This is a genomic window from Parazoarcus sp. PS-13 R2A (genome assembly GCF_057621855.1).
Map to the genome: position 1 here is coordinate 133,671 of NZ_JBYEXN010000012.1, position 21,421 is coordinate 155,091.

General features: G+C 64.8%; 18 protein-coding genes. 11 read left to right on the plus strand and 7 right to left on the minus strand.

All coding sequences use genetic code 11. The features are described 5' to 3' along the window. Positions 1 to 2 precede the first annotated feature (2 nt). The 4 genes from AC22G6_RS12935 to AC22G6_RS12950 form a co-directional block, all read right to left on the minus strand. The gene (locus AC22G6_RS12935) at positions 3 to 1,079 is read right to left on the minus strand and encodes an ABC transporter ATP-binding protein (protein ID WP_487367103.1); all 1,077 of its coding nucleotides are present in this window, start codon (positions 1,077 to 1,079) and stop codon (positions 3 to 5) included. 15 nt (positions 1,080 to 1,094) lie between these two features. Continuing rightward, the gene (locus AC22G6_RS12940; RefSeq protein WP_487367104.1) at positions 1,095 to 2,000 is read right to left on the minus strand and encodes an ABC transporter permease; all 906 of its coding nucleotides are present in this window, start codon (positions 1,998 to 2,000) and stop codon (positions 1,095 to 1,097) included. Further along, entirely contained in the window at positions 1,997 to 2,950 is a 954-nt protein-coding gene (locus AC22G6_RS12945; RefSeq protein ID WP_487367105.1) for an ABC transporter permease, read from the minus strand. The genes AC22G6_RS12940 and AC22G6_RS12945 overlap by 4 nt, the downstream gene beginning before the upstream one ends. A 96-nt stretch (positions 2,951 to 3,046) precedes the next feature. After that, a complete protein-coding gene (locus AC22G6_RS12950) occupies positions 3,047 to 4,714 on the minus strand; it encodes an ABC transporter substrate-binding protein (RefSeq protein WP_487367106.1) in 1,668 nt (555 codons plus the stop codon). A 356-nt stretch (positions 4,715 to 5,070) separates the two neighbouring features. Here AC22G6_RS12950 and AC22G6_RS12955 point away from each other — a divergent pair, with 356 nt between their 5' ends. The 10 genes from AC22G6_RS12955 (at position 5,071) to motD (ending at position 15,624) form a co-directional block, all read left to right on the plus strand. Next, positions 5,071 to 6,003, plus strand: coding sequence for a LysR family transcriptional regulator (locus AC22G6_RS12955; protein WP_487367107.1), 933 nt, complete (start codon positions 5,071 to 5,073; stop codon positions 6,001 to 6,003). An 82-nt stretch (positions 6,004 to 6,085) separates the two neighbouring features. Beyond that, positions 6,086 to 6,706, plus strand: a complete 621-nt coding sequence (locus tag AC22G6_RS12960) for an rRNA large subunit pseudouridine synthase E (protein ID WP_487367108.1) — start codon at positions 6,086 to 6,088, stop codon at positions 6,704 to 6,706. Positions 6,707 to 6,791: 85 nt separating this feature from the next. Continuing rightward, a complete protein-coding gene (locus AC22G6_RS12965) occupies positions 6,792 to 7,202 on the plus strand; it encodes a DUF192 domain-containing protein (protein WP_487367119.1) in 411 nt (136 codons plus the stop codon). A 173-nt stretch (positions 7,203 to 7,375) separates the two neighbouring features. Then, positions 7,376 to 8,518 (plus strand): flagellar biosynthesis protein FlhB, encoded by a 1,143-nt coding sequence (flhB, locus tag AC22G6_RS12970; RefSeq protein WP_108947667.1) that lies wholly within the window; start codon positions 7,376 to 7,378, stop codon positions 8,516 to 8,518. Positions 8,519 to 8,529: 11 nt separating this feature from the next. Continuing rightward, on the plus strand, positions 8,530 to 10,635 hold the full coding sequence (flhA, locus tag AC22G6_RS12975) for a flagellar biosynthesis protein FlhA (protein WP_487367109.1): 2,106 nt from the start codon (positions 8,530 to 8,532) through the stop codon (positions 10,633 to 10,635). A gap of 184 nt (positions 10,636 to 10,819) precedes the next feature. Continuing rightward, positions 10,820 to 12,274 (plus strand): flagellar biosynthesis GTPase FlhF, encoded by a 1,455-nt coding sequence (gene flhF, locus AC22G6_RS12980; RefSeq protein ID WP_487367110.1) that lies wholly within the window; start codon positions 10,820 to 10,822, stop codon positions 12,272 to 12,274. Position 12,275: 1 nt separating this feature from the next. Then, a complete protein-coding gene (locus AC22G6_RS12985; RefSeq protein WP_108973814.1) occupies positions 12,276 to 13,076 on the plus strand; it encodes a MinD/ParA family ATP-binding protein in 801 nt (266 codons plus the stop codon). Between the two features lie 125 nt (positions 13,077 to 13,201). Next, on the plus strand, positions 13,202 to 13,978 hold the full coding sequence (locus AC22G6_RS12990) for an RNA polymerase sigma factor FliA (RefSeq protein WP_108947671.1): 777 nt from the start codon (positions 13,202 to 13,204) through the stop codon (positions 13,976 to 13,978). A gap of 20 nt (positions 13,979 to 13,998) precedes the next feature. Further along, complete coding sequence (locus tag AC22G6_RS12995) at positions 13,999 to 14,739, plus strand: flagellar motor protein (RefSeq protein ID WP_487367111.1); 741 nt, start codon at positions 13,999 to 14,001, stop codon at positions 14,737 to 14,739. A gap of 21 nt (positions 14,740 to 14,760) precedes the next feature. Continuing rightward, positions 14,761 to 15,624 (plus strand): flagellar motor protein MotD, encoded by an 864-nt coding sequence (gene motD, locus AC22G6_RS13000; protein WP_108973818.1) that lies wholly within the window; start codon positions 14,761 to 14,763, stop codon positions 15,622 to 15,624. Positions 15,625 to 15,634: 10 nt separating this feature from the next. Here motD and parC read toward each other — a convergent pair whose 3' ends face one another. After that, a complete protein-coding gene (parC, locus tag AC22G6_RS13005) occupies positions 15,635 to 17,962 on the minus strand; it encodes a DNA topoisomerase IV subunit A (protein ID WP_108947674.1) in 2,328 nt (775 codons plus the stop codon). A gap of 147 nt (positions 17,963 to 18,109) precedes the next feature. Continuing rightward, positions 18,110 to 18,616, minus strand: a complete 507-nt coding sequence (locus tag AC22G6_RS13010; RefSeq protein ID WP_487367112.1) for a hypothetical protein — start codon at positions 18,614 to 18,616, stop codon at positions 18,110 to 18,112. Positions 18,617 to 18,726: 110 nt separating this feature from the next. Here AC22G6_RS13010 and AC22G6_RS13015 point away from each other — a divergent pair, with 110 nt between their 5' ends. Then, complete coding sequence (locus tag AC22G6_RS13015) at positions 18,727 to 19,110, plus strand: NifB/NifX family molybdenum-iron cluster-binding protein (RefSeq protein ID WP_487367113.1); 384 nt, start codon at positions 18,727 to 18,729, stop codon at positions 19,108 to 19,110. A 251-nt stretch (positions 19,111 to 19,361) separates the two neighbouring features. Here the strand turns inward: AC22G6_RS13015 and AC22G6_RS13020 are convergent, their stop codons facing one another. Beyond that, positions 19,362 to 21,335, minus strand: coding sequence for a DNA topoisomerase IV subunit B (locus AC22G6_RS13020; protein ID WP_487367114.1), 1,974 nt, complete (start codon positions 21,333 to 21,335; stop codon positions 19,362 to 19,364). Positions 21,336 to 21,421: the final 86 nt, after the last annotated feature.

The window sequence follows — 21,421 nt, forward strand, 5'->3', positions numbered from 1 at the left end:
GCTCATGATGCGTGGATGACTGCGCCTGCTTGCGAGTGGCCGCTGTCGGGTTCATGGATCAGGCAGGCGGTTTCGCGCTGGTCGCGGTCCTCGAGGGTGGGCACACGCTGCGAACACACGGCCTCGGCGAGCGGGCAGCGGGTGTGAAAGCGGCAGCCCGGCGGCGGGTCGATGGGGTTGGGCGGATCGCCCGCGAGGGCGGCCTCTTCGGTGCGGCGGTCGGGGTCCATCGACGGCATGGACGACAGCAGCGCCCGGGTGTAGGGGTGATGCGGCTGCTGGAACAGGGCTTCGGCGGGGCCGGTTTCGGCCACCTTGCCCAGATACATCACCATGACGCGGTCGGAGATGTAGCGCACCACGTGAAGGTCGTGGCTGATGAAGAGGTAGGTCAGGCCGAACTCTTCCTTCAGGTCCATCAGCAGGTTCAGCACCTGTGCTTCGACCGATTTGTCGAGCGCCGACACGGCTTCGTCGAGGATCACCAGACGCGGCTCGCAGGCCAGCGCACGGGCGATATTGACACGCTGACGCTGACCGCCGGACAGTTCGTGCGGATAGCGCCCGGCAAAGCGCCGCGGCTCGAGGCCGACGCGTGCGAGGAGATCGCGGGCGCGGGTGATGGCGACCTGCTTCGGTACGCCATGCACCTGGGGGCCAAAGGCGATCGAGTCCTGAATGGTGAGGCGGGGGTTCAGGGACGAGTAGCTGTCCTGGAACACCATCTGCACCTGACGGCGGTATTCGCGCAGGGGCAGGGCGGCGGAGCCGACGGTTTCGCCGTTGAAGACGATCTCGCCCGCAGAGGGTTCGATCAGGTGCATCAGCAGGCGTGCGGTGGTCGACTTGCCGCAGCCGGACTCGCCCACCACGCCAAGCGTCTCACCCTTCATGATCTTGAAGTCGACACCATCGACCGCGCGCACGACCTTGCCGCCGCCGATCAGGGTTTCCACAAAACTCTTCTTGAGGTCGAAGTGCTTGACCAGTTTGCTGACGGTCAGCAGGGGCTGCGCGGGGCCGCCGCGGTCGCTGCCCGCTGGTGCGCCGATATGTTCGATGCTGATTCCGGTACTCATGACGGACTCCCTGGATTAGCTCTTGACGTCCATCGCGGAGCGCAGGCTGTCGGACAGCAGGTTGAAGGAGATCGAGGTGATGAAGATCATCACGCCGGGAAGGGCCGCCACCCAGGGCTGGGTGTAGATTGCGGTGCGCAGGGTGTTGAGCATCAGGCCCCATTCGGGTTCGGGCGGGCGTACGCCGAGGCCGAGGAAGGACAGCCCGGAGGCGAGAATCATCGACACCGCGATCAGGCTGGTTGCAAAGACGAAGATCGGCCCCAGCACGTTGCCCAGCACATGGACCCGCACGATGGTGAAGGGGCTGGCGCCCGAAGCGCGTGCGGCTTCGACGTAGTCTCGCCCCCTGACCTGGGTGGTGACGCTTTCTGCCACCCGCGCGATCTGCGGGATGAAGACGATGGTCAGCGACAGCAGCGCGTTGCCGATGCCGGCGCCGAGCGCGCCCGACAGGGCGATGGCGAGCAGCACCGACGGGAAGGCGTAGAGGATGTCGATGGTGCGCATGATCAGCGTGTTCACCAGGCCGCCCGCGTAACCGGCGAGGATGCCGATGCCGCTGCCGATGACGAAGGCGATCAGCACCGGGGTGATGCCCATGAACAGCGACAGGCGCGTGCCCAGCATCAGGCGCGACAGCATGTCGCGGCCGAGTTCGTCGGAGCCCAGCGGGAAGCCTTCGAAGCCGATCGGTTTCAGGCGCTTGAACATCGAGGTCGCGTAGGGGTCAGACGGCACCAGCATGGGGGCGAAGATCGCCATCACGATCAGGATCAGCAGCACGGCGCCGGCGCCCAGTGCAACCGGGTCGCGCATGAGTTTGCGCCCGACGCCGGACCAGAAGCCGGGCGAGCGCTCGAGAGGTTCGGCGGCAGCGGGCACGGGGGCGAGGCTTGCGGCAGTCGCAGTCATGTTCATGATCTCTGGATCCTCGGGTCGAGGGTGGTCTGAAGCACGTCCACCAGCAGGTTGAGCACGACGAAGAAGGTGGCCAGCACCAGGATCGTGCCCTGCAGCAGTGGCATGTCGCGCTGGAAGATGGCGGAGTTGAGCAGGAAGCCGGTACCCGGCCACGAGAACACGGTTTCGATCAGGATCGAGCCGCCGAGCAGGTAGCCGAGTTGCAGGCCCATCACTGCGAGTGCGGTGGGGGCGGCGTTCTTGACCACGTGCAGGAATATGCCGAAGTCGGTCAGGCCCTTGGCGCGCAGGCCGACCACGAATTCCTGCGCCAGGATGTCGGCTACCAGGGCGCGGACGGTACGGGCAATGATGCCCATCGGTATGACTGACATCGTGATCGCGGGCAGCACCATGAACTGGACGTGTGCCCAGTCCCAGGCCCATTCACCCGATCCGCCGGGGCCGGCGCCGGTTGCGGGCAGCCACATCAGCTGCGACGAGAAGATGATGACCAGCACCATGCCCAGCCAGTAGTGCGGCACGCTCACGCCGAGCACCGACAGTGCGGAGGCCACACGATCCACCCAGGAGTCGCGGAAGTAGCCGGCAACAAAGCCGAACAGGCTGCCGAACAGGAAGCCGATCAGGGTGGCCATGCACGACAGCATCAGGGTGTTGCCGACTGCACGCATGACTTCGATCGAAACCGAGCGGCCGGAGGCGATCGAGGTGCCGAGGTCGCCGTGCAGCGCACGCCAGAACCAGTTGGCAAATTGTTCGTACCAGGGACGGTCGAAACCGTAGAGCTTCATCAGCTGATGTTGCAGTTCGATCGAGGCATCGGGCGGCAGGATGGAAACCAGCGGGTCGCCCGGCGAAATATGCACCAGCAGAAAGCAGAAGAAGGCGACGCCGATCATGATCGGAATCGTGTAGATGATGCGGCGCAGGAGATAGAAGATCATCGTTCGGCCCTGTGGGTCGTTAAACAAAAACCGCCGGCGCGCCGGCCGGCGGCAAACCCGGTTCGCGCCGCGATGCCGCGGCGCGATTCGGGACAATCAGTCCATCTTCATCGTGGCGATGTCGATGAACCAGCTCTTCGGTTGCACCACGTTCTTGACCTTGGCCGACATTGCGCGCGGGCCGACGTCGTGGGCGACGAAGATGAACGGTGCCTCTTCCACGATGCGTGCGTGCAGCTTCGCAAGGGCGGCATCGCGCGTCTTGTCGTCGAAGCTGGTGCGGGCGGTCGCGATCAGAGCGTCGAACTCGTCATTGCCGAAGTAGCCCCAGTTGTTGGAAACCGGGGGGAAGGTCTTGGTGCTGACGAAGCGCACCATGGCGAAGAACGGGTCCATCGCAGCGGCGGACACGTTAATGCCGTTGGCGCCGTTGGCCGACGGGTCCTTCGCGCCCTTGCGCCAGTTGGTGAACAGCGTGTTCCACTCAAGCACGTCGAGCTGAACGTCGAAGTTGCACTGCTTCAGGCTTTCCTGGATGTACTCGTTCATCGGCAGCGGCTGCATCTGGCCGGAACCCGAGGCCGAAACCTGGATCTTCACCTTCAGCGGCTTGTCGGCGGTGTGGCCGGCTTCGACCATCATCTTGGTCGCTGTTGCGGGGTCGAACTTGATGTCGAACTTCGGGTTGCCCCACCACGGATGGTCGGGCGACACGATGCCCTTGGCTTCACCCATCATGCCGCCGAGGAAGGCCTTCAGCTCGGCGCGGTTGATACACAGGTTGGCGGCCTGGCGCACGCGCTTGTCCAGCCACGGCGAGCCTTCGGCGAAGGACAGCTGCCACGGCCAGATGTGCGGTTGCGGGTTGGAGTAGATCTTGAAGCCACGGCTCTTGATCTGGTCCATGGCGTCCGGTGCCGGCGCCTCGATCCAGTCCACCTGGCCCGAGAGCAGGGCGGCGGTACGGGCGTTGGCTTCGGGCAGCGGCAGCATCACGACCTTGTCGATCGTCGGCGTGCGCTTCGGATCCCAGTAGCCGGTGTTCTTGGCGACTTCAAGACGCTCGCGCGGCGCGAAGGAAACCATCTTGAACGGGCCGGTGCCGGAGGCATCTGCAGCAAAGGCAATCCATGCCTGCTTGCTGCGCTCTGCAACGTCGGTGACGCTGGCCGGTACGGCCTTGAACTTGGCTTCCCACTGTGCGGGCGAGGCCATGAACAGGTTGGTCAGGTTGATCGGCAGGAAGGCATCCGGCTCGGAAGAGGTGAGTTCGACGGTCAGATCGTCGATCTTCTTCGCGCTGCGCAGGGTGGGCATGCGCGAGGCGGTGACGCCAACCTGGCTGGCGTCGAAATGCTTTGCCGTCTTGTCCAGCACCTTCTGCACGTTCCACACCACGGCGTCAGCGTTGAAGGCGGAGCCGTCATGGAACTTCACGCCGGGCCGCAGCTTGAAGATCCACTTGGTCTTGTCAGCCGCGTCGACAGCCCACGACGTTGCCAGGCCGGGGATCAGCACGCTCGGTGCATCGGCCTTGGACAGATCCCACTGCGTCAGCGAGTCGTACATGGGGATGCCGGTGAAGCGGTTGCCCTCGAAGCCTTGGTCGGGCTGGCCCAGGGTGCGCGGAATGTCGGCCGCGGTCATGCCGATGCGGAGCACCTTTTCCTGTGCCATCACGGCACTGGAAGCGAACGACAGCGCAAGAAGCGTGCTGCCGATCAGGGCGGTTAGCCGACGGGTGGGCCGATTGCATGTGCTCATGGGGTGAATCCTCGCTAGGGTTGAGATGAAGATGAAAGCGTTTCTGGCTGGGGCTTCAGGCTGGCATTCCGCAAGCGTCATGCCAGGACTGAAGTGTTTCTACTAAATAAGTCGTATGTCGCTGATTCCGCTTGGTTCGGGCTGTGATGGAGGTTCAGTTCCGTTATGTGACAGTCCTTACCGTTATACGAAACGCTTTTTCGTATGCACCAATTTGGGGACTTGGCTTCAGTTTGGTGCCCGCAGCACTTCGAACAAGATTCGTTCCGCGTTTGTGGCTACCTTAGAGACAGCGTTTGGTGCAGAAAACTACAAATAGCGAAATTAACGTTTCAGGTTTATGAAACAATCGCGCCATGAAATCCCGCGCACTCCTGACCAACCTCGCCGAAGCCGACCTTCGTCTGCTCCGGATATTCATTGCGATTGCCGAGTCCGGCGGACTGGCTGCAGCCGAGCTGAGGCTCAACATCAGTCGCTCGGTGATCAGCCGTCACCTCAAGGACCTCGAAACCCGGCTCGGTGTGCGCTTGTGCGAACGCGGGCGCTCGGGTTTTGCGCTCACCGAGGAGGGCGGAACCGTGCTCGATGCGGCACGCAGGCTGCTGTCGCAGATCGAGGGCTTCAGGCGCGAGGTGGCGGGGCTGCACGGTGGCATGCGCGGCGAGCTGAACCTGGCGGTTTTCGACAAGTTCGTGACAAATCCCGAGTGCAAGCTGGCGGATGCCATCGCCGCCTTCGGCGCGGAGGCGCCCGGGGTGAATCTGAACCTGCATGTGGCCGGGACGATTCCGATCGAGAAGGGCTTGCTCGAAGGTCAGTTTCAGGTCGCCATCCACCCCTTTCACCGCGCCAGTGAAAGCCTGCTGAGCTGGCCGCTGTTCTCCGAGCAGATGTGGCTGTATGGCGCGCCCGACCATCCGCTGCTGCGCGGTGGTGCGACGCCCGATGACGCGGTTCTGCGCACTGCGGCCTTCGTCGGCCTGGGCTATCACTCGCCCAACATGGAGCATTTCTGGCGTCTCGGACTGCAGCCGGCGGCGCGTGCGCATGAGCAGGAGGGCAGCGTGGTGCTGATTCGCTCGGGACGCTATCTCGGCTTTCTCCCCGAGCACTATGCGCAGTCCTTCGAGCAGGCGGGCGTACTGCGGCGGATTCCCTCGGATACGTTGCAGTACCGCTGCGACTGGAACGTGTCGATCGCGCGCAGCCCGGCGCCGGGGCGCATCGCCCGTCACTTCACCAGCCGGCTGCGCGAACTGCATGGCGCCGAGGTCGAGCCACGGTGAGCTGGCGTGTCTTCAACATGGTTGTCGCCGGCGCTCGCGTGCGCTGCGGTGCAGCCAGTGATCAAGCAAACGGGTGGGCAAGGTGTCGCGACTGATTCTGCTGAACAAGCCCTACGGGGTGCTGTGCCAATTTACCGACGAGACCGGGCGCGCCACGCTCAAGGATCATGTCGCCGTGCCCGGCGTGTATGCGGCCGGACGACTCGACACCGACAGTGAGGGCTTGCTGCTGCTCACCGACGACGGCGCGCTGCAGCACCGCATTGCCGATCCGCGCCACAAGCTGCCCAAGACCTATCTGGTGCAGGTCGAAGGTGAGCCGGACGAGGCCGCGCTTGCGCAGTTGCGCGCCGGGGTGGATCTGGGCGACTTCGTCACCCGGCCGTGCGAGGCGCGCAGCGTAGCGGAGCCCGACTGGCTGTGGCCGCGCGATCCGCCGGTGCGTTCTCGCAAGACGGTGCCGACATCATGGCTGGAGATCGTACTGCGCGAAGGCAAGAACCGGCAGGTGCGGCGGATGACGGCGAAGGTGGGCCTGCCGACCCTGCGCCTGGTGCGCGTGGCGATCGGGGGCTGGTCGCTGGATGGCCTGCTGCCGGGGCAGTCGCGCGAGGTGCCGGTGCCCGCCGGTCTGGTGCAGACCACCGCTGCAGCGCCGCCGCGCAAGAAAGGTGGGCGGCGGAACATGCCCCGCAGGCGGTAGAATCGCCGCCAACGCATTTAGCCGACGGAAACGAGCGATGAGCATGATGGGCGTGGTTGGGCAGGTGTTGCGGATTGGCGGGCTGATGGCGGCACTCGTGCCGGCGATCGCGGGCGCGCAGATGCAGGTCGCGGAACTCGGCGCCGGCATGTTCCGCATCGAGACCGAAGTGGCCTACACCGGCCCGGATCGTCAGCTCGGGCTGATGAACCGCAAGAGCATGCCTGCGCATCACGGCATGGTTTTCGTCTTTCCGCAGAATGCGCAGCACTGCATGTGGATGAAGAACACCCTGTTGCCGCTTTCGGTGGCCTTTCTGGACGAGAGCGGGCGCATCCTCAACATCGAAGACATGCAGCCGCAGACCGAAGACAACCACTGCGCGGCCGCGCCAGCGCGCTTTGCGCTGGAAATGAATCTGGGCTGGTTTCGCGAGCGCGGGATCAAGGCGGGTGACCTGATCCGCGGTACCGAGCGTCTGCCGGCGCCGCGCTGAGCGCGCGCGCAGTCGCTGCACACAGTCTGACAGCACGTTTCGCAGCGCCGGAATTGCGCGGTTTTCTCCGCGCTTATCCGGCTTCGGGTCTTGTTCGCTGCCGGCGATAATTGCCCCACGTCGTCCTGCGTCCATGCTGATTCCTGCATGGCAGGGCGTTACCGGAGCCGATCGTGGCAGAAGAGAGCGATCTCGAGAAAACCGAACCAGCGTCACCACGACGAATAGAGCAGGCCCGCGAGGAAGGGCAGGTTCCGCAGTCGCGCGAGCTGTCGACCTTCTTCATCACCATGACCGGTGTGGCGACGCTGTGGCTGCTCGGCGACTGGATGGCGGATCGTCTGTTCGGGCTGTTGCGACGCTCGTTTGCGTTCGAGCGCGAGATGGCCTTCGACCACGTGCTCATGCTAGACGGCTTCAATACGCTGCTCAGCGGCGCGCTGCTGACCATGATGCCCTTGTTTCTGACCCTGCTCGTGGCCGCGGTGGCGTCCCCCATTGCCCTCGGCGGTCTGGTGTTTTCCCCCAAGGCGCTGGGGCCCAATTTCGGCCGCATGAATCCCCTGCAGGGGCTGGCGCGGATGTTCTCGGTGCATGGCCTGGCCGAGATGGTGAAAGCCATTCTGAAATCCTTGCTGGTGGGCGGCGTGTCGGCCATTGTGCTGTGGGTCAACAAGGATCACCTGTTCGATCTGATGGTCGAGCCGCTGGAAGTGGGCATGCCCGACTTTGCCGACACCGTGGCCTTTGCGGCGCTGATGATCACCACCAGCCTGGGTTTGCTGGCGCTGATGGATGTGCCTTTCCAGCTGTGGCAGTACCACAAGAAACTGCGCATGACCAAGGAAGAGGTCAAGCGCGAAGGCAAGGAGCAGGAGGGCGACCCCCAGGTCAAGGGCCGCATCCGTGCGATGCAGCGCGAGATGGCGCGCCGGCGGATGATGTCCGAAGTGCCCAAGGCCGACGTGGTGGTGACCAATCCGACGCACTTCTCGGTGGCGCTGAAGTACGATGCGAGCCGCATGGCTGCACCCATCGTCGTGGCCAAGGGGCGCGGCGATCTGGCGCTCAAAATTCGCGAGATCGCGCGCGAGAACAAGGTGGCCATGCTCGAAGCGCCGCCGCTGGCACGCGCACTGTATGCGCACTGCGAACTGGAGCAGGCGGTGCCCGCAACCCTGTTTACTGCCGTGGCCGAGGTGATGGCCTACGTCTATCAGCTCAATAACTGGGTGGCTGAGGGCGGATTGCCGCCGCAGCCGCCTGCCGAATTGCCGGTGCCCGAGGGGCTTGACCCCGGCGCCCCCGAAGAGTGAATGCCTGACCCATGGCCTCGAACGATACCCTGAACCTGCGCGCGCTGATCACGCCAGAGAACCTGCGCACGCTGGCGGCACCGATCCTCATCATCATGATTCTGTCGATGATGGTGCTGCCCTTGCCGGTGTTCCTGCTCGACGTCTTCTTCACCTTCAACATCGCGATCTCGGTGATGGTGATGCTGGTGGCGATGTACTCGAAGAAACCGCTCGATTTCTCGGTGTTTCCGACCGTGCTGCTGGTCACCACCTTGCTGCGGCTGTCGCTCAACGTGGCCTCGACCCGGATCGTGCTGCTCGAAGGCCATGGCGGCGGCGATGCGGCAGGCAAGGTGATCGAGGCCTTCGGCAGCTTCCTGGTCGGCGGTAATACAGCGGTTGGCCTGGTGGTGTTCGTCATCCTCACCCTGATCAACTTCGTCGTCATCACCAAGGGTGCGGGCCGCATCGCCGAAGTGAGCGCGCGCTTCACCCTGGATGCGATGCCGGGCAAGCAGATGGCGATCGACGCCGACCTCAACGCCGGTCTGATCGACGAGAAGACGGCAAAGAGCCGACGCAAGGAGATCGGGCAGGAGTCCGACTTCTACGGCGCGATGGACGGTGCGTCCAAGTTCGTTCGTGGCGATGCGGTCGCCGGCATCCTGATTCTGGTCATCAACATCATCGGCGGTCTTTTCGTCGGCGTGATGCAGCACGACATGGCGATTGGCGAGGCGGGTCGCACCTATACGCTGCTCACCATTGGTGACGGCCTGGTGGCGCAGATTCCGGCGCTGATCATCTCGGTTGCGGCCGGTCTGGTCGTGTCCCGCGTCGGTGACGAGGGCGATATCGGTGGGCAGGTCATCAACCAGGTGTTCTCCAACCCGCAGGTGCTGGGACTGACTGCCATCATCATCGGCGTGCTCGGCCTGATCCCGGGGATGCCCAACGTGGTGTTCATCCTGCTTGCGGCCATGTTCGCCGCGCTGGCGTGGATGCGGCACAAGCGCATTGGCGAGGAGTCGCAGGCGGCAGAGGCGCCCGCGGCGGCGCAGGCGGCTGCGGCGCAGCAGCCGGCCGAATCGCAGGAGGCAAGCTGGAACGACGTGGCGCCGGTCGATGTGCTCGGGCTGGAGGTGGGTTACCGCCTGATTCCGATGGTGGACAAGGGGCAGGATGGCGAACTGCTCAAGCGCATTCGCGGCCTGCGCCGCAAGTTTGCGCAGGAGGTGGGGTTCCTGTCCTCGCCAGTGCATATCCGTGACAACCTCGAGCTCAAGCCCAATGCCTACCGGATTGCGCTCAAGGGGGTCGAGATCGGCACTGGCGAAGCGTATCCGGGGCAGTTCCTGGCGATCAATCCGGGTCGTGTGTCGGGGCCGCTGAGCGGTCGCGAGACCAAGGATCCGGCCTTCGGTCTGCCCGCATTCTGGATCGAAAGCGGTGGTCGGGAGCAGGCGCATGCGCTTGGCTACACCGTGGTCGACGCGAGCACGGTGGTGGCCACCCACCTCAATCACGTCATCCTCAACCATGCCGCCGAGCTGCTCGGGCGGCAGGAGACCCAGTCGCTGCTCGACCATATCGGAAAGGACGCGCCCAAGCTCATCGAGGATCTGGTGCCCAAGCTGCTGTCGGTTTCCACCGTGCAGCGAGTGTTGCAGAACCTGCTCGACGAGGGCGTCAACATCCGCGACATGCGCAGCATCATCGAGGTGCTGGCCGAACATGCGCCGCGCATTCAGGATCCGGTCGAGCTCACCGCGAAGGTACGCGAGGCGCTGGGGCGCGCGATTGTCCAGAGCCTGTTCCCGGGCAATGCCGAAGTGCAGGTGATGTCGCTCGAGCCCGGTCTCGAGCGCATCCTGCTGCAGGCCATGAGTGCGAGCGGCGAGGGCGGGGCAATTGAGCCGGGTCTGGCCGACACCCTGCTGCGTCAGACGGCACAGCTTGCCCAGCGCCAGGAAGACATCGGCCTGCCGCCGGTGCTGCTGGTTCCGGCCCAGCTGCGCATGCTGCTGTCGCGCTTCCTGCGCCGTGCCGTGCCTTCGCTGAAAGTCATCTCCAATGGCGAAGTGCCGGAGTCGCGCACCATCCGCATCACCGGCATGGTTGGTACTCCGACCTGATCGAACGCCCGTCGCGCAGCCCTCCGGTCTGCGTGCTGCGCCTGACGGCAGCAATCGCCTTATGACTTTCCGGCAAGGGGAATAAGCGGGGGAAAACCGGTTTATTCCGCCCATGCCGCACAGCTGGTCCGCCGCATAATCGTCTCCAGGATGCGCGCAAAGCGCTGTAGTCGGGAGACTCATCATGAACGTTAAGCGCTACTTTGCTCCAACTGCCCGTGAGGCACTGCGAGTCTTGAAGGAAGAGCTCGGTGCCGATGCCATCGTACTGTCCAACCGGGCAGTCGAGGGTGGGGTCGAGATTCTGGCGCTGCCTGCCGATGCCGTGGGGGCGCTGCAAAACGTGCGTCCGGCGCCTGCTGCTCCGCGTGCGCCCGCTCCGGCGCCGACGCGCCAGATGGCGGCACCGATCGATGATGAAGACTTTCACCTCAGTCTGTCGGGACTGGCCGCCGGCGTGGTGCCACGCAATGCCGCCCCGCAGCCGCCGCGTCGCAATCCCGATCCGGTGATGCGCCCCTTCAATCCGCCGCGTATTGATACCAGCGCGCACTCACCGCGCAGCAACGCTGCGCCGGCACCTGAGCGTGCAGCGGTGATGCGCTCGCGGGTGACGGTGGAAGAGGGTGGTCGCCAGGCTGCGCCCCCCGTTGAGCGTCCGTCTGCTCGCGCCGCCGAAGACGCCCGTGTGCGGGAACTGCAGGAAGCCAATAACAAACTGATGGCCGAGCTGACGGGCATCCGCGGCATGATCGAACGCCAGCTCGCAGGCTTTGCCTGGGGTGAAACCCGCCGCCATGCACCTGCCCGCGCGGCCATGCTCGGAGAGCTGCTCGAAGCCGGCTTCTCCGGTACGACCGCACGCCAGCTGGCGGAAGCGATTCCGGAGGATGCGACGCCCGATCAGGCGCATGCCGTCGTGCGTGCCATGCTCGACCGCAAGCTCAATGCGCGTTCGACCGACGATGACCTCATCGATCGTGGCGGCGTCTATGCGCTGGTGGGCCCCACCGGTGTCGGCAAGACCACGACCACCGCCAAGCTCGCTGCGCGCTGCGTGCTGCGTCATGGTGCGGGCAAGCTGGCGCTGATCACCACCGACGGCTATCGGATCGGTGCACAGGAGCAGCTGCGGATCTATGGCCGGATCCTTGGCGTGCCGGTGTTTTCGGTGCGCGATGCATCCGACCTGCGTCAGACGCTTGGCGAGCTGCGCAACAAGCACATCGTACTCATCGACACCATGGGCATGAGCCAGCGCGACCGCATGGTGGCCGAGCAGGCGGCCATGCTCAGCGGCGCCGGCGACGTCCGTCGCCTGCTGCTGCTCAACGCCACCTGCCGCGGCGACACGCTGGACGACGTCGTGCGTGCCTACGCCGGCCCCGATCTGGCGGGCTGCATCTTTACCAAGGTGGACGAAGCCGCTTCGCTGGCACCGGCCATCGATGTCGCCGTGCGCCGCGCCCTGAATGTGTTCTACGTGACCAATGGCCAGCGCGTGCCGGAAGATCTGCACCTTCCCAACCGCGCCTACCTCCTTCATCGCGCTCTGCGAGAGCAGGGGGGCGAGTCACCCTGGCATCTCAACGGGGATGAGGCCGGCATGATGCTCGCAGCTGCGGGCCAGGGAGCCTGACATGATCGACGGACGCGAAGACCAGGCGGCGGGACTGCGGCGTTTGTTCCGTAACGCACCACCGGGCGTGGTTGCGCTGTATGCCACCGGTCGCTACCGCACGCACAATGCGGTGCGTGCTGCCCATCGCATTGCCGGCCATGCGCACCGCGTGCTGCTGCTCGACGAGGCGACCGGCGACGAGGCCCTGACCGCTGCGCTGGAGCTGCCGGCGGGCCCGGATCTGTTGCAGATGCTCGATGGCCGGCTGACGCTCGCCGGCCTGCTGCAGCCGGTGCCCGGTCTGCTCGGACGTGTGCCCGCTGCCGCCGCCGCACTGGCCTTGCCCCTGCTCGACGATGCGCGTCGCGCATGTCTGGTCGAAGCGCTGCGGGTTCTGCACCGTCATGCCGGTTTCGTGCTGATCCACGCCGGTCAGAGCTCGGCCAGCGACCCGTCGCCCTTTGTGCATGCGGCGCCGCGTCGGCTGCTGGTCGCAGAGGCGAGCGCGAGTGGCGCGACCGAAGCCTATCAAGTCATCAAGCAGCTCGCGGCCGCCGGTGCCGGGTCGCTGCACGTGGCCGTCTGCCGTGCCCGCAACCGGGCCGATGCGGAGCGCTTCTTCACCAGCCTTCAAGGCCTGGTGCGCCGCCATGTCGGCGTGCCGCTTGCATGGCTGGGCGAAATCGAGCGCGACGACATCGCAGAAGGTCTGTCGCAGCCGCAGTCAATGTCCTCGCCGCGCGAGCCGGAGGCCGCGTTTCTGCGTCGTCTCTCGGTGATGGCACGTAGCCGGCCGGCCGGGCAGGTGCGCAGGGAGTGAGTATTGTGATGCCGCTGACCTATCCTGCTAGCAATGCGAACGCCAGTGCGGGAAAATGGACCTCCTTGAACGCGCCTGCGGTCACGCCCGAACGGTCGCGTCGCAAAAAAATACAGGTCCAATGGATGTACGACGCTGACGGACAACTCGATACCGATCACCTGGTGGTGTCCTATGCGCCTCTGGTCAAGCGCATTGCCTATCAGCTCATGGCCAAGCTGCCTGCGAGCGTCGACGTCGAGGATCTGATCCAGAACGGCATGATGGGCTTGCTCGACGCGATCGGCCGTTTCGAGGAAGGCATGGGCGCGCAGTTCGAAACCTATGCGGTCCAGCGCATCCGTGGCTCGATGCTCGATGGTCTGCGCGAGAACGACTGGGTACCGCGCAGCCTGCGCCGCGACATGCGCCGCATCGAATCCGCCATCAACGATCTCGAACAGCAGAACGGTCGCGCACCGAGTGAGACCGAGCTTGCCGAGTCCCTCGGCGTGTCGCTGTCCGAGTACCAGCACATGCTGCAGGAGGCGCGCGGTCACCAGCTCGTCTATTTCGACGACTTCGCCCGTGACGAAGGCGAGGATTTCCTCGAGCGTCATTTCGGCGAGCATGAAACCAACCCGCTGGAACTGCTCGAGAGCGCGGACAACCGTGCCAGCCTGGTACGCGCGATCGAGGCGCTGCCCGAGCGCGAGAAGATGATCATGGCGCTGTACTACGACGAAGAGCTGAACCTGCGCGAGATCGGCGAGGTGCTGGGTGTGACCGAATCGCGCGTGTGTCAGCTCCACAGCCAGGCCATTGCGCGCCTGCGTGTGCAGGTGGTCGGGGCTCGCCCGGCGGGCAGCACGCCCGGTGCGCGCCGCGGTCGCCCGCCCAAGAACCCGCCCGCAGGGGCCTGACGGCCACAGGATGGAATCCAATGGATAGCATCAGCCTCGTTGGCATCGCGCTCGGACTTGCTGCCATCCTCATCGGGCAGGTTCTCGAGGGTGGGCACCTGTCTTCGCTGATGCAGCCCACCGCGTTCCTGATCGTGGTCGGCGGCACTGCCGGTGCGGTCATGCTGCAAAGCCCGCTGCGCGTTTTCGTCGACGGCCTCAAGATGGCCAAGTGGGTGTTCGTGCCGCCGATGAGCAGTCATGAGGCCATCATCGAGCAGGTGTCGGCGTGGAGCACGGTTGCGCGCAAGGAAGGCCTGCTCGTACTCGAAGGGCAGATCGACGGTCTGAATGATCCCTTCATGCAGCGCGGCCTGCAGATGCTGGTCGACGGTGTCGAGCCGGGGCGTCTGCGCGAAGTGCTCGAGGTCGAGATCGATACCTGGGAAGGACAGCTCAAGCAGAAGGCCAAGATCTGGGAAGGCGCCGGCGGTTACGCGCCGACGATCGGGATTCTGGGTGCGGTGCTGGGCCTGATCCACGTCATGGAAAACCTCTCCGATCCATCCAAGCTCGGCGCCGGCATTGCGGTCGCCTTTGTTGCGACCATCTACGGTGTCGGGCTCGCCAACCTGATCTTTCTGCCGGTCGCCAAGAAGCTGCAGGCCCATATCGGGACCATGGTGTCCCAGCGCGAGATGTTCGTCGATGGTCTGGTGGGCATCGCGAGCGGTGACAATCCGCGGATCGTCGAGAGCCGCATGCAGGGCTACCTGGTCTGACGGGCCACAGCGGAACCCGCCATGGCACGCCGACGCAAGGCTCCTGAAGAACACGAAAACCACGAACGCTGGCTGGTGTCCTACGCCGACTTCATCACCCTGCTGTTCGCCTTCTTTGTCGTGATGTACTCGCTGAGTTCGATCAACGAGGGAAACTACCGGGTGTTGTCGGATTCACTGGTGCAGGCGTTTCGCAGCATCAACGTGAACGAGAGCGGACAGCAGATCATCATGCCGCCGATCGCCGTGGTGACGGGCCCCATTTCGCCGGCCCTGCAGAAACCCAAGATGCAGGCCCCGACTGCCGAAGAGAAGAAAGCCGAGGAAGAACGCCAGCAGAACGCCGCGCGCATGCGCAACATGGCCGAGGAAATCCGGCGTGTGCTCGGGCCGCTGACACGTGATGGACAGGTCAGTGTGTCCGAAGGGGCGTTTGGCATTACCGTCGAGATCAACGCCAGTCTGTTGTTTGCACCCGGAGAGGCGGTGCTCGGTGACGAGGCGGTTGCGGCGCTGCGTGCAGTGGCAGGCGTGATTGCGCTGGCGTCGTTCCCGGTGACGATCGAGGGGCATACCGACAACATCCCGATCAGCACCTTCCGCTTCCCCTCAAACTGGGAACTCTCTGCAGTGCGGGCGTCGTCGGTGGTGCGCCTGTTCGTGGATTCGGGGGTGTCGCCCGAACGCCTGACGGCGGCCGGTTATGCCGACCAGCGCCCGGTGGCGGACAACACGACCGAAGAGGGGCGCACGCGCAACCGGCGGGTCGCGATCCTGATCGAATCACGCGTGGGCGACCCCCCGCCCGAAGCGCCCGGTACGATCCCGGCCAACGACCCGATCCGCTCCATCCTGCCGCCGATCGAACCCGTCGCGCCGGGCTGATTCGCTTTCCTCAATACATGTTTTCCGGCTTGAGCCGGATTGCGAGCTGCATGCCCTTGCGCGCACGGCGGTGACGCATGGTTTCGCGCTGTGCCGGCTTGAGCGTGACCGAAGTCTGCTTGCTGCCGCGGCCGATGCCTTCGACGGTGAGAATCGCGTCGTCCGCAGGTACGGCCACCGCGACCAGGGTCTCGTCTTCGTCCATGCCCATCACGATCACGCCGCGTCCGCCCGACTGCACCTTCATCTCGGCACGCGGGAACACCAGCACACGGCCGCCAGCCGATGCGGCGGCAATCCAGTCGCCCTGCACCCGCGCCGGACGCAGCACGGTTTCGCCCTTTTCCATGGCCATGAAGGCCTTGCCCGCACGCTGGCGGCTGGTGGCGTCGCCCACGCTGCAGATGAAGCCGTAGCTGCCGCTGTTGGCGAAGAAGTAGTTTGCATCCGGCGCGTCGGCTACGACCTGGGCCAGTTTGCCGCCGTCCTGAAACTCCACCAAGGTGGTGATCGGCACGCCGTCACCGCGTCCGCCTGGCAGCTCCGCTGCCTTGACGGTATAGGCGCGGCCACGCGTGTCGATGACGACAAGCGGCCAGGTCGTGCGCGTTTCGAGCACGGCAAAGCCGAAGTCGCCCGCCTTGTAGCTGATGGATGCGGGGTCGATACCGTGGCCCTGGCGCGAACGGATCCAGCCGTTTCGGGACAGGATCACCGTAATCGGTTCGTCGGGCACGCTGATCTCTGCCGGGGCAACGGCGGCCACGGTTTCGATCAGGGTGCGGCGGTCGTCGCCGTACTTCTTCGCGTCGTCCTGGATTTCTTTCAGGATCAGCTTGGTCATCGCCGAACGGTTGTCGAGGATGTGCTGCAGGCCAGCGCGCTCGTCGCGCAGTTCGCCCAGCTCCTTTTCGATCTTGAAGCCTTCCAGGCGTGCGAGCTGACGCAGGCGGATTTCGAGGATGTCCTCGGCCTGGATGTCGGTGAGGCCGAAGGCGGCGATCAGCGCAGGCTTCGGTTCGTCCGATTCGCGGATGACGCGGATCACCTCCTCGATGTGGATGAAGGCGATCATGCGGCCTTCGAGGATGTGGATGCGACGATCCACTTCGTCCAGCCGGTGCCGGGTGCGGCGCTCGACGGTGACGTAGCGGAAGTCGATCCACTCGCGCAGCACCTGCACCAGGTTCTTCTGCTGCGGCCGGCCGTCGCGGCCGATCATGGTCATGTTGACCGAGACCGAGGTCTCGAGGCTGGTGTGGGCCAGCAGCACCGCCATGAATTCGTCGCGGCTCTGGCGGCTGGAGCGTGGCTCGAGCACGATGCGGATCGGCGACTTGTCGCTCGACTCGTCGCGCACGGTTTCCACTGCGCCCAGCACCAGCTGCTTGAGGTTCTTCTGCTCCTGGCTGACTTCCTTCTTGCCCGAGCGCGGCTGCGGGTTGGTCAGGGTTTCGATCTCGGCCAGTACCTGCGAAGCCGAAACACCGTGCGGCAGCTCTTCGACGATCACCCGCCACTGGCCGCGCGCGAGTTCCTCGATGCGCCAGCGTGCGCGCATGCGCAGGCTGCCACGGCCGCCGGTGTAGGCGTCGCGGATCGCCTCGGGCGAGGAGATGAGCTGGCCGCCGCCGGGGAAATCCGGTCCCGGCATGCGTTCTAGCACGTCTTCCAGTCCGGCTTCCGGGTGGCGGATCAGGTGGCAGGTGGCCTCGGCGACTTCACGCAGGTTGTGCGGCGGAATCTCGGTGGCCATGCCGACCGCGATGCCTGAGGCGCCGTTGAGCAGCACGAAAGGCAGGCGCGCGGGCAGCAGTTGCGGCTCTTCGAAGGCGCCGTCGTAGTTGGGGATGAAATCCACCGTGCCGCGATCGATCTCGGACAGCAGCAGTTCGGCGATCGGGGTCAGGCGGCATTCGGTGTAGCGCATTGCCGCGGCGGAGTCGCCGTCGCGCGAGCCGAAGTTGCCCTGGCCGTCGACCAGCGGATAGCGCAGCGAAAAGTCCTGTGCCACCCGCACCATGGCGTCGTACACCGAGGTGTCGCCGTGGGGATGGTATTTACCGATCACATCGCCGACCACACGCGCCGACTTCACATGCTTTGACGTCGACGACAGCCGCATCTCGCTCATGGCGTAAAGGATGCGGCGCTGGACCGGCTTCATGCCGTCCTCGACCTGAGGCAGGGCGCGCGACTTCACCACGCTCATCGCATAGGCGAGATAGGCGCGCTCGGCATAGTGGTCGAGGGCGAGGGTGCCGTCGTCAACAGGAGGCTGGTCTGCCGGGGGCAGGGCGGCGGAATCGCCGAACGGATTGGATATGTCGTTGCTCATCGGGAGTAGGCCAGGATCAGGCGGATATCCCGGCGACGGGCCGGAAAGGGGGCGATCTTAACCCGTCAGGGCCATTCGGCGCGAGCCGATCTTCCCGCGAACTCGTGAGAGACACGACGTCGGGCGCTGCCTTGTCGCAATTCCGACTCAGTCGGCGGCCTCATCGGCATCGTCGTCAAGCAGGGCCGAGATCACCGAGTGGCCGACGCCGTCTTCGGGGTCAAGAACCTGCAGGCGGGCGACGATGTGGCGACTGGCCTCGGGGTTGCCCCGGCGCAGTTCGATGAAGGACAGCGCCTTGAGAAATGACAGCAGGAAGCGCTGTGCAACCGTGCGCAGCTTGTCGTCCCCGACGTCCTCGGGCGTCCAGTGCCGCCAGTCCTGGCTGACCCGCGCCTGGTGCGCGGCTTCGGCGAGGCCATCGAGCGCAACGACCAGTGCATCGTCGAACTCGCGCTGCTGATTCTGCAGCTTGAACAGGCAGCGGTAGGCGGGCAGGGAGGAGGGTGAGATCTCGATGGCATGGCGGAACAGCGCACGCGCACGCGCCGGATCGCTGCGGTGACAGCTGACGCCTTCCTGCAGGAGCGTATTGATATGGGCGGGCAAGGGGCCGAAGGCGATAAGGTTTTCCTGCGGTTTCGAACGGGCCATGGCAGTCGGGTGAAGAGTCGGGGTAGCGTGCTCAAGCAAATAGCATTCCGAGCGGGGCGCGTGATGGCACTGAATCTGCTTTCCGTGTGGTATCGAACCGGAGTCCCAATGTGAAAATTGCAATCGCTACCAATCATTTCACCACCGTCGCAGGCCATGCCGGCAAGTCGCATCACTGGCTCGTCTACGACTGCAGGCGCGACGCGCCAGTCCCGCCGCCGACCCGGGTCACGCTGGAGAAGGCGCAGCTGATGCATTACTGGAAGGACGACGGACCGCATCCGCTCGATGGGGTAGAGATCGTCGTTGCGGCAAGCGCCGGCGACGGCTTCGTGCGCCACATGCAGGCGCGGAATGCGCAGGTGCTGCTGACCGGGGAGTCGGTTCCGGCGCTTGCGCTGGCGAGCATCATGAAAGGCGAGGCGCTGCCCGAGACGCGCTTCGACATTACGACGGCGCTGTGCAAGCTGAAGGATGTGTTTTCGCGCTACTAGCGCATGGGAAATTGCGTGGGTGCCCGGTACGCTCAGTCAGGCGTACTCCTCATGCACGTAACGTCGGCGTTCGAGTGAGCGCAGAACCTCAATATCGCGAAGGTTCCTTTGGTGAAATGTGGGGCCCGGCTTAGCGGGAAATCTCATCGTCGCGTTCGCGCAAGCCGGTGGAGAGTGCAGTTGCCGCAGACCAAGAGTGTGCAGTCTGCGGCAAGTGTTCCACGGTTAGCGCAGAGGCGCTTAGCCGAAAGTCAGATATCCGCTTCGACCGAGTCGCCCTTTTCTTCCATCCAGGCGCGGCGCCCGGAGGCTTCGCCCTTGCCCATCAGCAGGGTGAACATCTTCAGCGTGTCGTCGAAAGCGCCAGCGCGCACGTGCACCGGCAACACGCGGCGGGTGGCCGGGTCCATGGTGGTTTCGCGCAGCTGATCGGGGTTCATTTCGCCCAGACCCTTGAAGCGGCCGATCTCGATGGCCTCGGGCTTGAAGCCTTCGGCGGCGAGACGATCGCGCATCGCGGTGAGTTCGCCTTCGTCCAGCGCATACAGCCGGCGGGGCGGGCGCTTCTTGCCCTGGGCGGGTACGTCCACCCGGTACAGCGGCGGCTGCGCGACATATACGTGGCCATGTTCGATCAGCTTGGGGAAGTGACGGAAGAACAGGGTCAGCAGCAGGGTCTGGATGTGCGCGCCGTCGACGTCCGCGTCGGACATGATGACGATCTTGCCGTAGCGCAGGCCGCTGAGGTCAGGCGTGCTGTCGGGGCGGTGGGCATCCACGCCGAGGGCGACGGCAATGTCGTGAATCTCGGCATTGGCCAGGATGCGGTCGGGGTCGATCTCCCATGCGTTCTGCACCTTGCCGCGCAGTGGCAGGATGGCCTGAGTTTCCTTGTTGCGCGCCATCTTGGCCGAGCCGCCGGCGGAGTCGCCCTCGACCAGGAAGAGTTCGTTGTGCGCGATATCCTCTGACTCGCAATCGGAGAGCTTGCCCGGCAGCACGGCCACGCCGGAAGTCTTCCGCTTTTCGACTTTCTGCGCGCTCTTCTGCCGCGACAAGGCCTGTTTGATCGACAGCTCTGCAATCGCCTTGCCGGCTTCGACGTGATTGTTGAGCCAGATCTCGAAGGGGTCGCGGATCTGGCTGGAGACGAGCTTCACCGCTTCGCGCGAGTTGAGCTTTTCCTTCACCTGGCCCTGAAACTGCGGGTCGAGCAGACGCGCCGAGAGCACGAAGCTCATGCGCCCGCACACGTCCTCCTGCTGCAGTTTCACGCCGCGCGGCAGCAGGGTGTGATGGTCGATGAAGGATTTCATCGCATCGAAGACCCCGGCGCGCAGGCCGGACTCATGGGTGCCGCCGTTGACGGTTGGAATCAGGTTGACGTAGGACTCGCTCGGGACGGCGGATTCGAACCAGGCCAGCGCCCAGCTCGCGCCTTCGCCCGGCGCAAAGCTGGTGTCGTCCTTGCCGGCGTACTTCTCGCCGGTGAAGATCGGTGCCACCGGCTCGATATCGCCCGATACCTCGTTGAGATAGCCTGCCAGACCTTCCGGGTAGGACCAGGTCTTGGTCAGCATCGGGCCGTTGGCCTGCTCGATGTCGAGCCGCACGGCCACGCCCGACAGCAGCACGGCCTTGGAGCGCAGCAGACGCTCGAGTTCGTTCATCGGCACGCGGGGCGACTCAAAATACTTCGGGTCGGGCCACACGCGCACACGGGTTCCGGTCTGACGCCCGCAATCGCCTTCGATGCGCACCGGGCTGATGGTTTCGCCGCCGTCGGAGAAGTCGATGCGGTGGATCTTGCCGTCGCGCTTTACTTCCACCTCGATGCGGGTGGACAGCGCATTGGTGACCGAGACGCCCACACCGTGCAGGCCGCCAGAGAACGCATAGGCGGAATTACCCTCGCGCTTGTCGAACTTGCCGCCCGCGTGCAGCCGCGTATAGGCCAGCACGACCACGGGCACGCCTTCGACCGGATGCAGGCCGACCGGGATGCCGCGACCGTCGTCGGCCACCATGACCGAGCCATCGAGGTGAAGGGTGACGTGAATCTTCTTGGCGAAACCGGCCAGCGCCTCGTCTGCGGCGTTGTCGATGACTTCCTGAATGATATGGGTGGGGCTGTCGGTCCGGGTGTACATACCCGGGCGCTCGCGCACCGGCTCGAGTCCCTTGAGAACGCGAAAGGAGGATTCGTCGTATTGCGTGCCTGCCATGACGGGCCCTGAAATTTCCGGAAGGGCGCAAGGATAGCAGAGACGAACAGCGGTTCAACGATGGTTCAAAGGGCGCAAACGCTTTC

Excerpts from the sequence above, each read along its gene's own strand:
- AC22G6_RS12935 (WP_487367103.1), bottom strand. The coding sequence starts at position 1,079 with ATGAGTACCGGAATCAGCATCGAACATATCGGCGCACCAGCGGGCAGC.
- AC22G6_RS12940 (WP_487367104.1), bottom strand. The coding sequence starts at position 2,000 with ATGAACATGACTGCGACTGCCGCAAGCCTCGCCCCCGTGCCCGCTGCC.
- AC22G6_RS12945 (WP_487367105.1), bottom strand. The coding sequence starts at position 2,950 with ATGATCTTCTATCTCCTGCGCCGCATCATCTACACGATTCCGATCATG.
- AC22G6_RS12950 (WP_487367106.1), bottom strand. The coding sequence starts at position 4,714 with ATGAGCACATGCAATCGGCCCACCCGTCGGCTAACCGCCCTGATCGGC.
- AC22G6_RS12955 (WP_487367107.1), top strand. The coding sequence starts at position 5,071 with ATGAAATCCCGCGCACTCCTGACCAACCTCGCCGAAGCCGACCTTCGT.
- AC22G6_RS12965 (WP_487367119.1), top strand. The coding sequence starts at position 6,792 with ATGGCGGCACTCGTGCCGGCGATCGCGGGCGCGCAGATGCAGGTCGCG.
- flhA (WP_487367109.1), top strand. The coding sequence starts at position 8,530 with ATGGCCTCGAACGATACCCTGAACCTGCGCGCGCTGATCACGCCAGAG.
- flhF (WP_487367110.1), top strand. The coding sequence starts at position 10,820 with ATGAACGTTAAGCGCTACTTTGCTCCAACTGCCCGTGAGGCACTGCGA.
- AC22G6_RS12985 (WP_108973814.1), top strand. The coding sequence starts at position 12,276 with ATGATCGACGGACGCGAAGACCAGGCGGCGGGACTGCGGCGTTTGTTC.
- AC22G6_RS12990 (WP_108947671.1), top strand. The coding sequence starts at position 13,202 with ATGTACGACGCTGACGGACAACTCGATACCGATCACCTGGTGGTGTCC.
- AC22G6_RS12995 (WP_487367111.1), top strand. The coding sequence starts at position 13,999 with ATGGATAGCATCAGCCTCGTTGGCATCGCGCTCGGACTTGCTGCCATC.
- motD (WP_108973818.1), top strand. The coding sequence starts at position 14,761 with ATGGCACGCCGACGCAAGGCTCCTGAAGAACACGAAAACCACGAACGC.
- parC (WP_108947674.1), bottom strand. The coding sequence starts at position 17,962 with ATGAGCAACGACATATCCAATCCGTTCGGCGATTCCGCCGCCCTGCCC.
- AC22G6_RS13010 (WP_487367112.1), bottom strand. The coding sequence starts at position 18,616 with ATGGCCCGTTCGAAACCGCAGGAAAACCTTATCGCCTTCGGCCCCTTG.
- AC22G6_RS13020 (WP_487367114.1), bottom strand. The coding sequence starts at position 21,335 with ATGGCAGGCACGCAATACGACGAATCCTCCTTTCGCGTTCTCAAGGGA.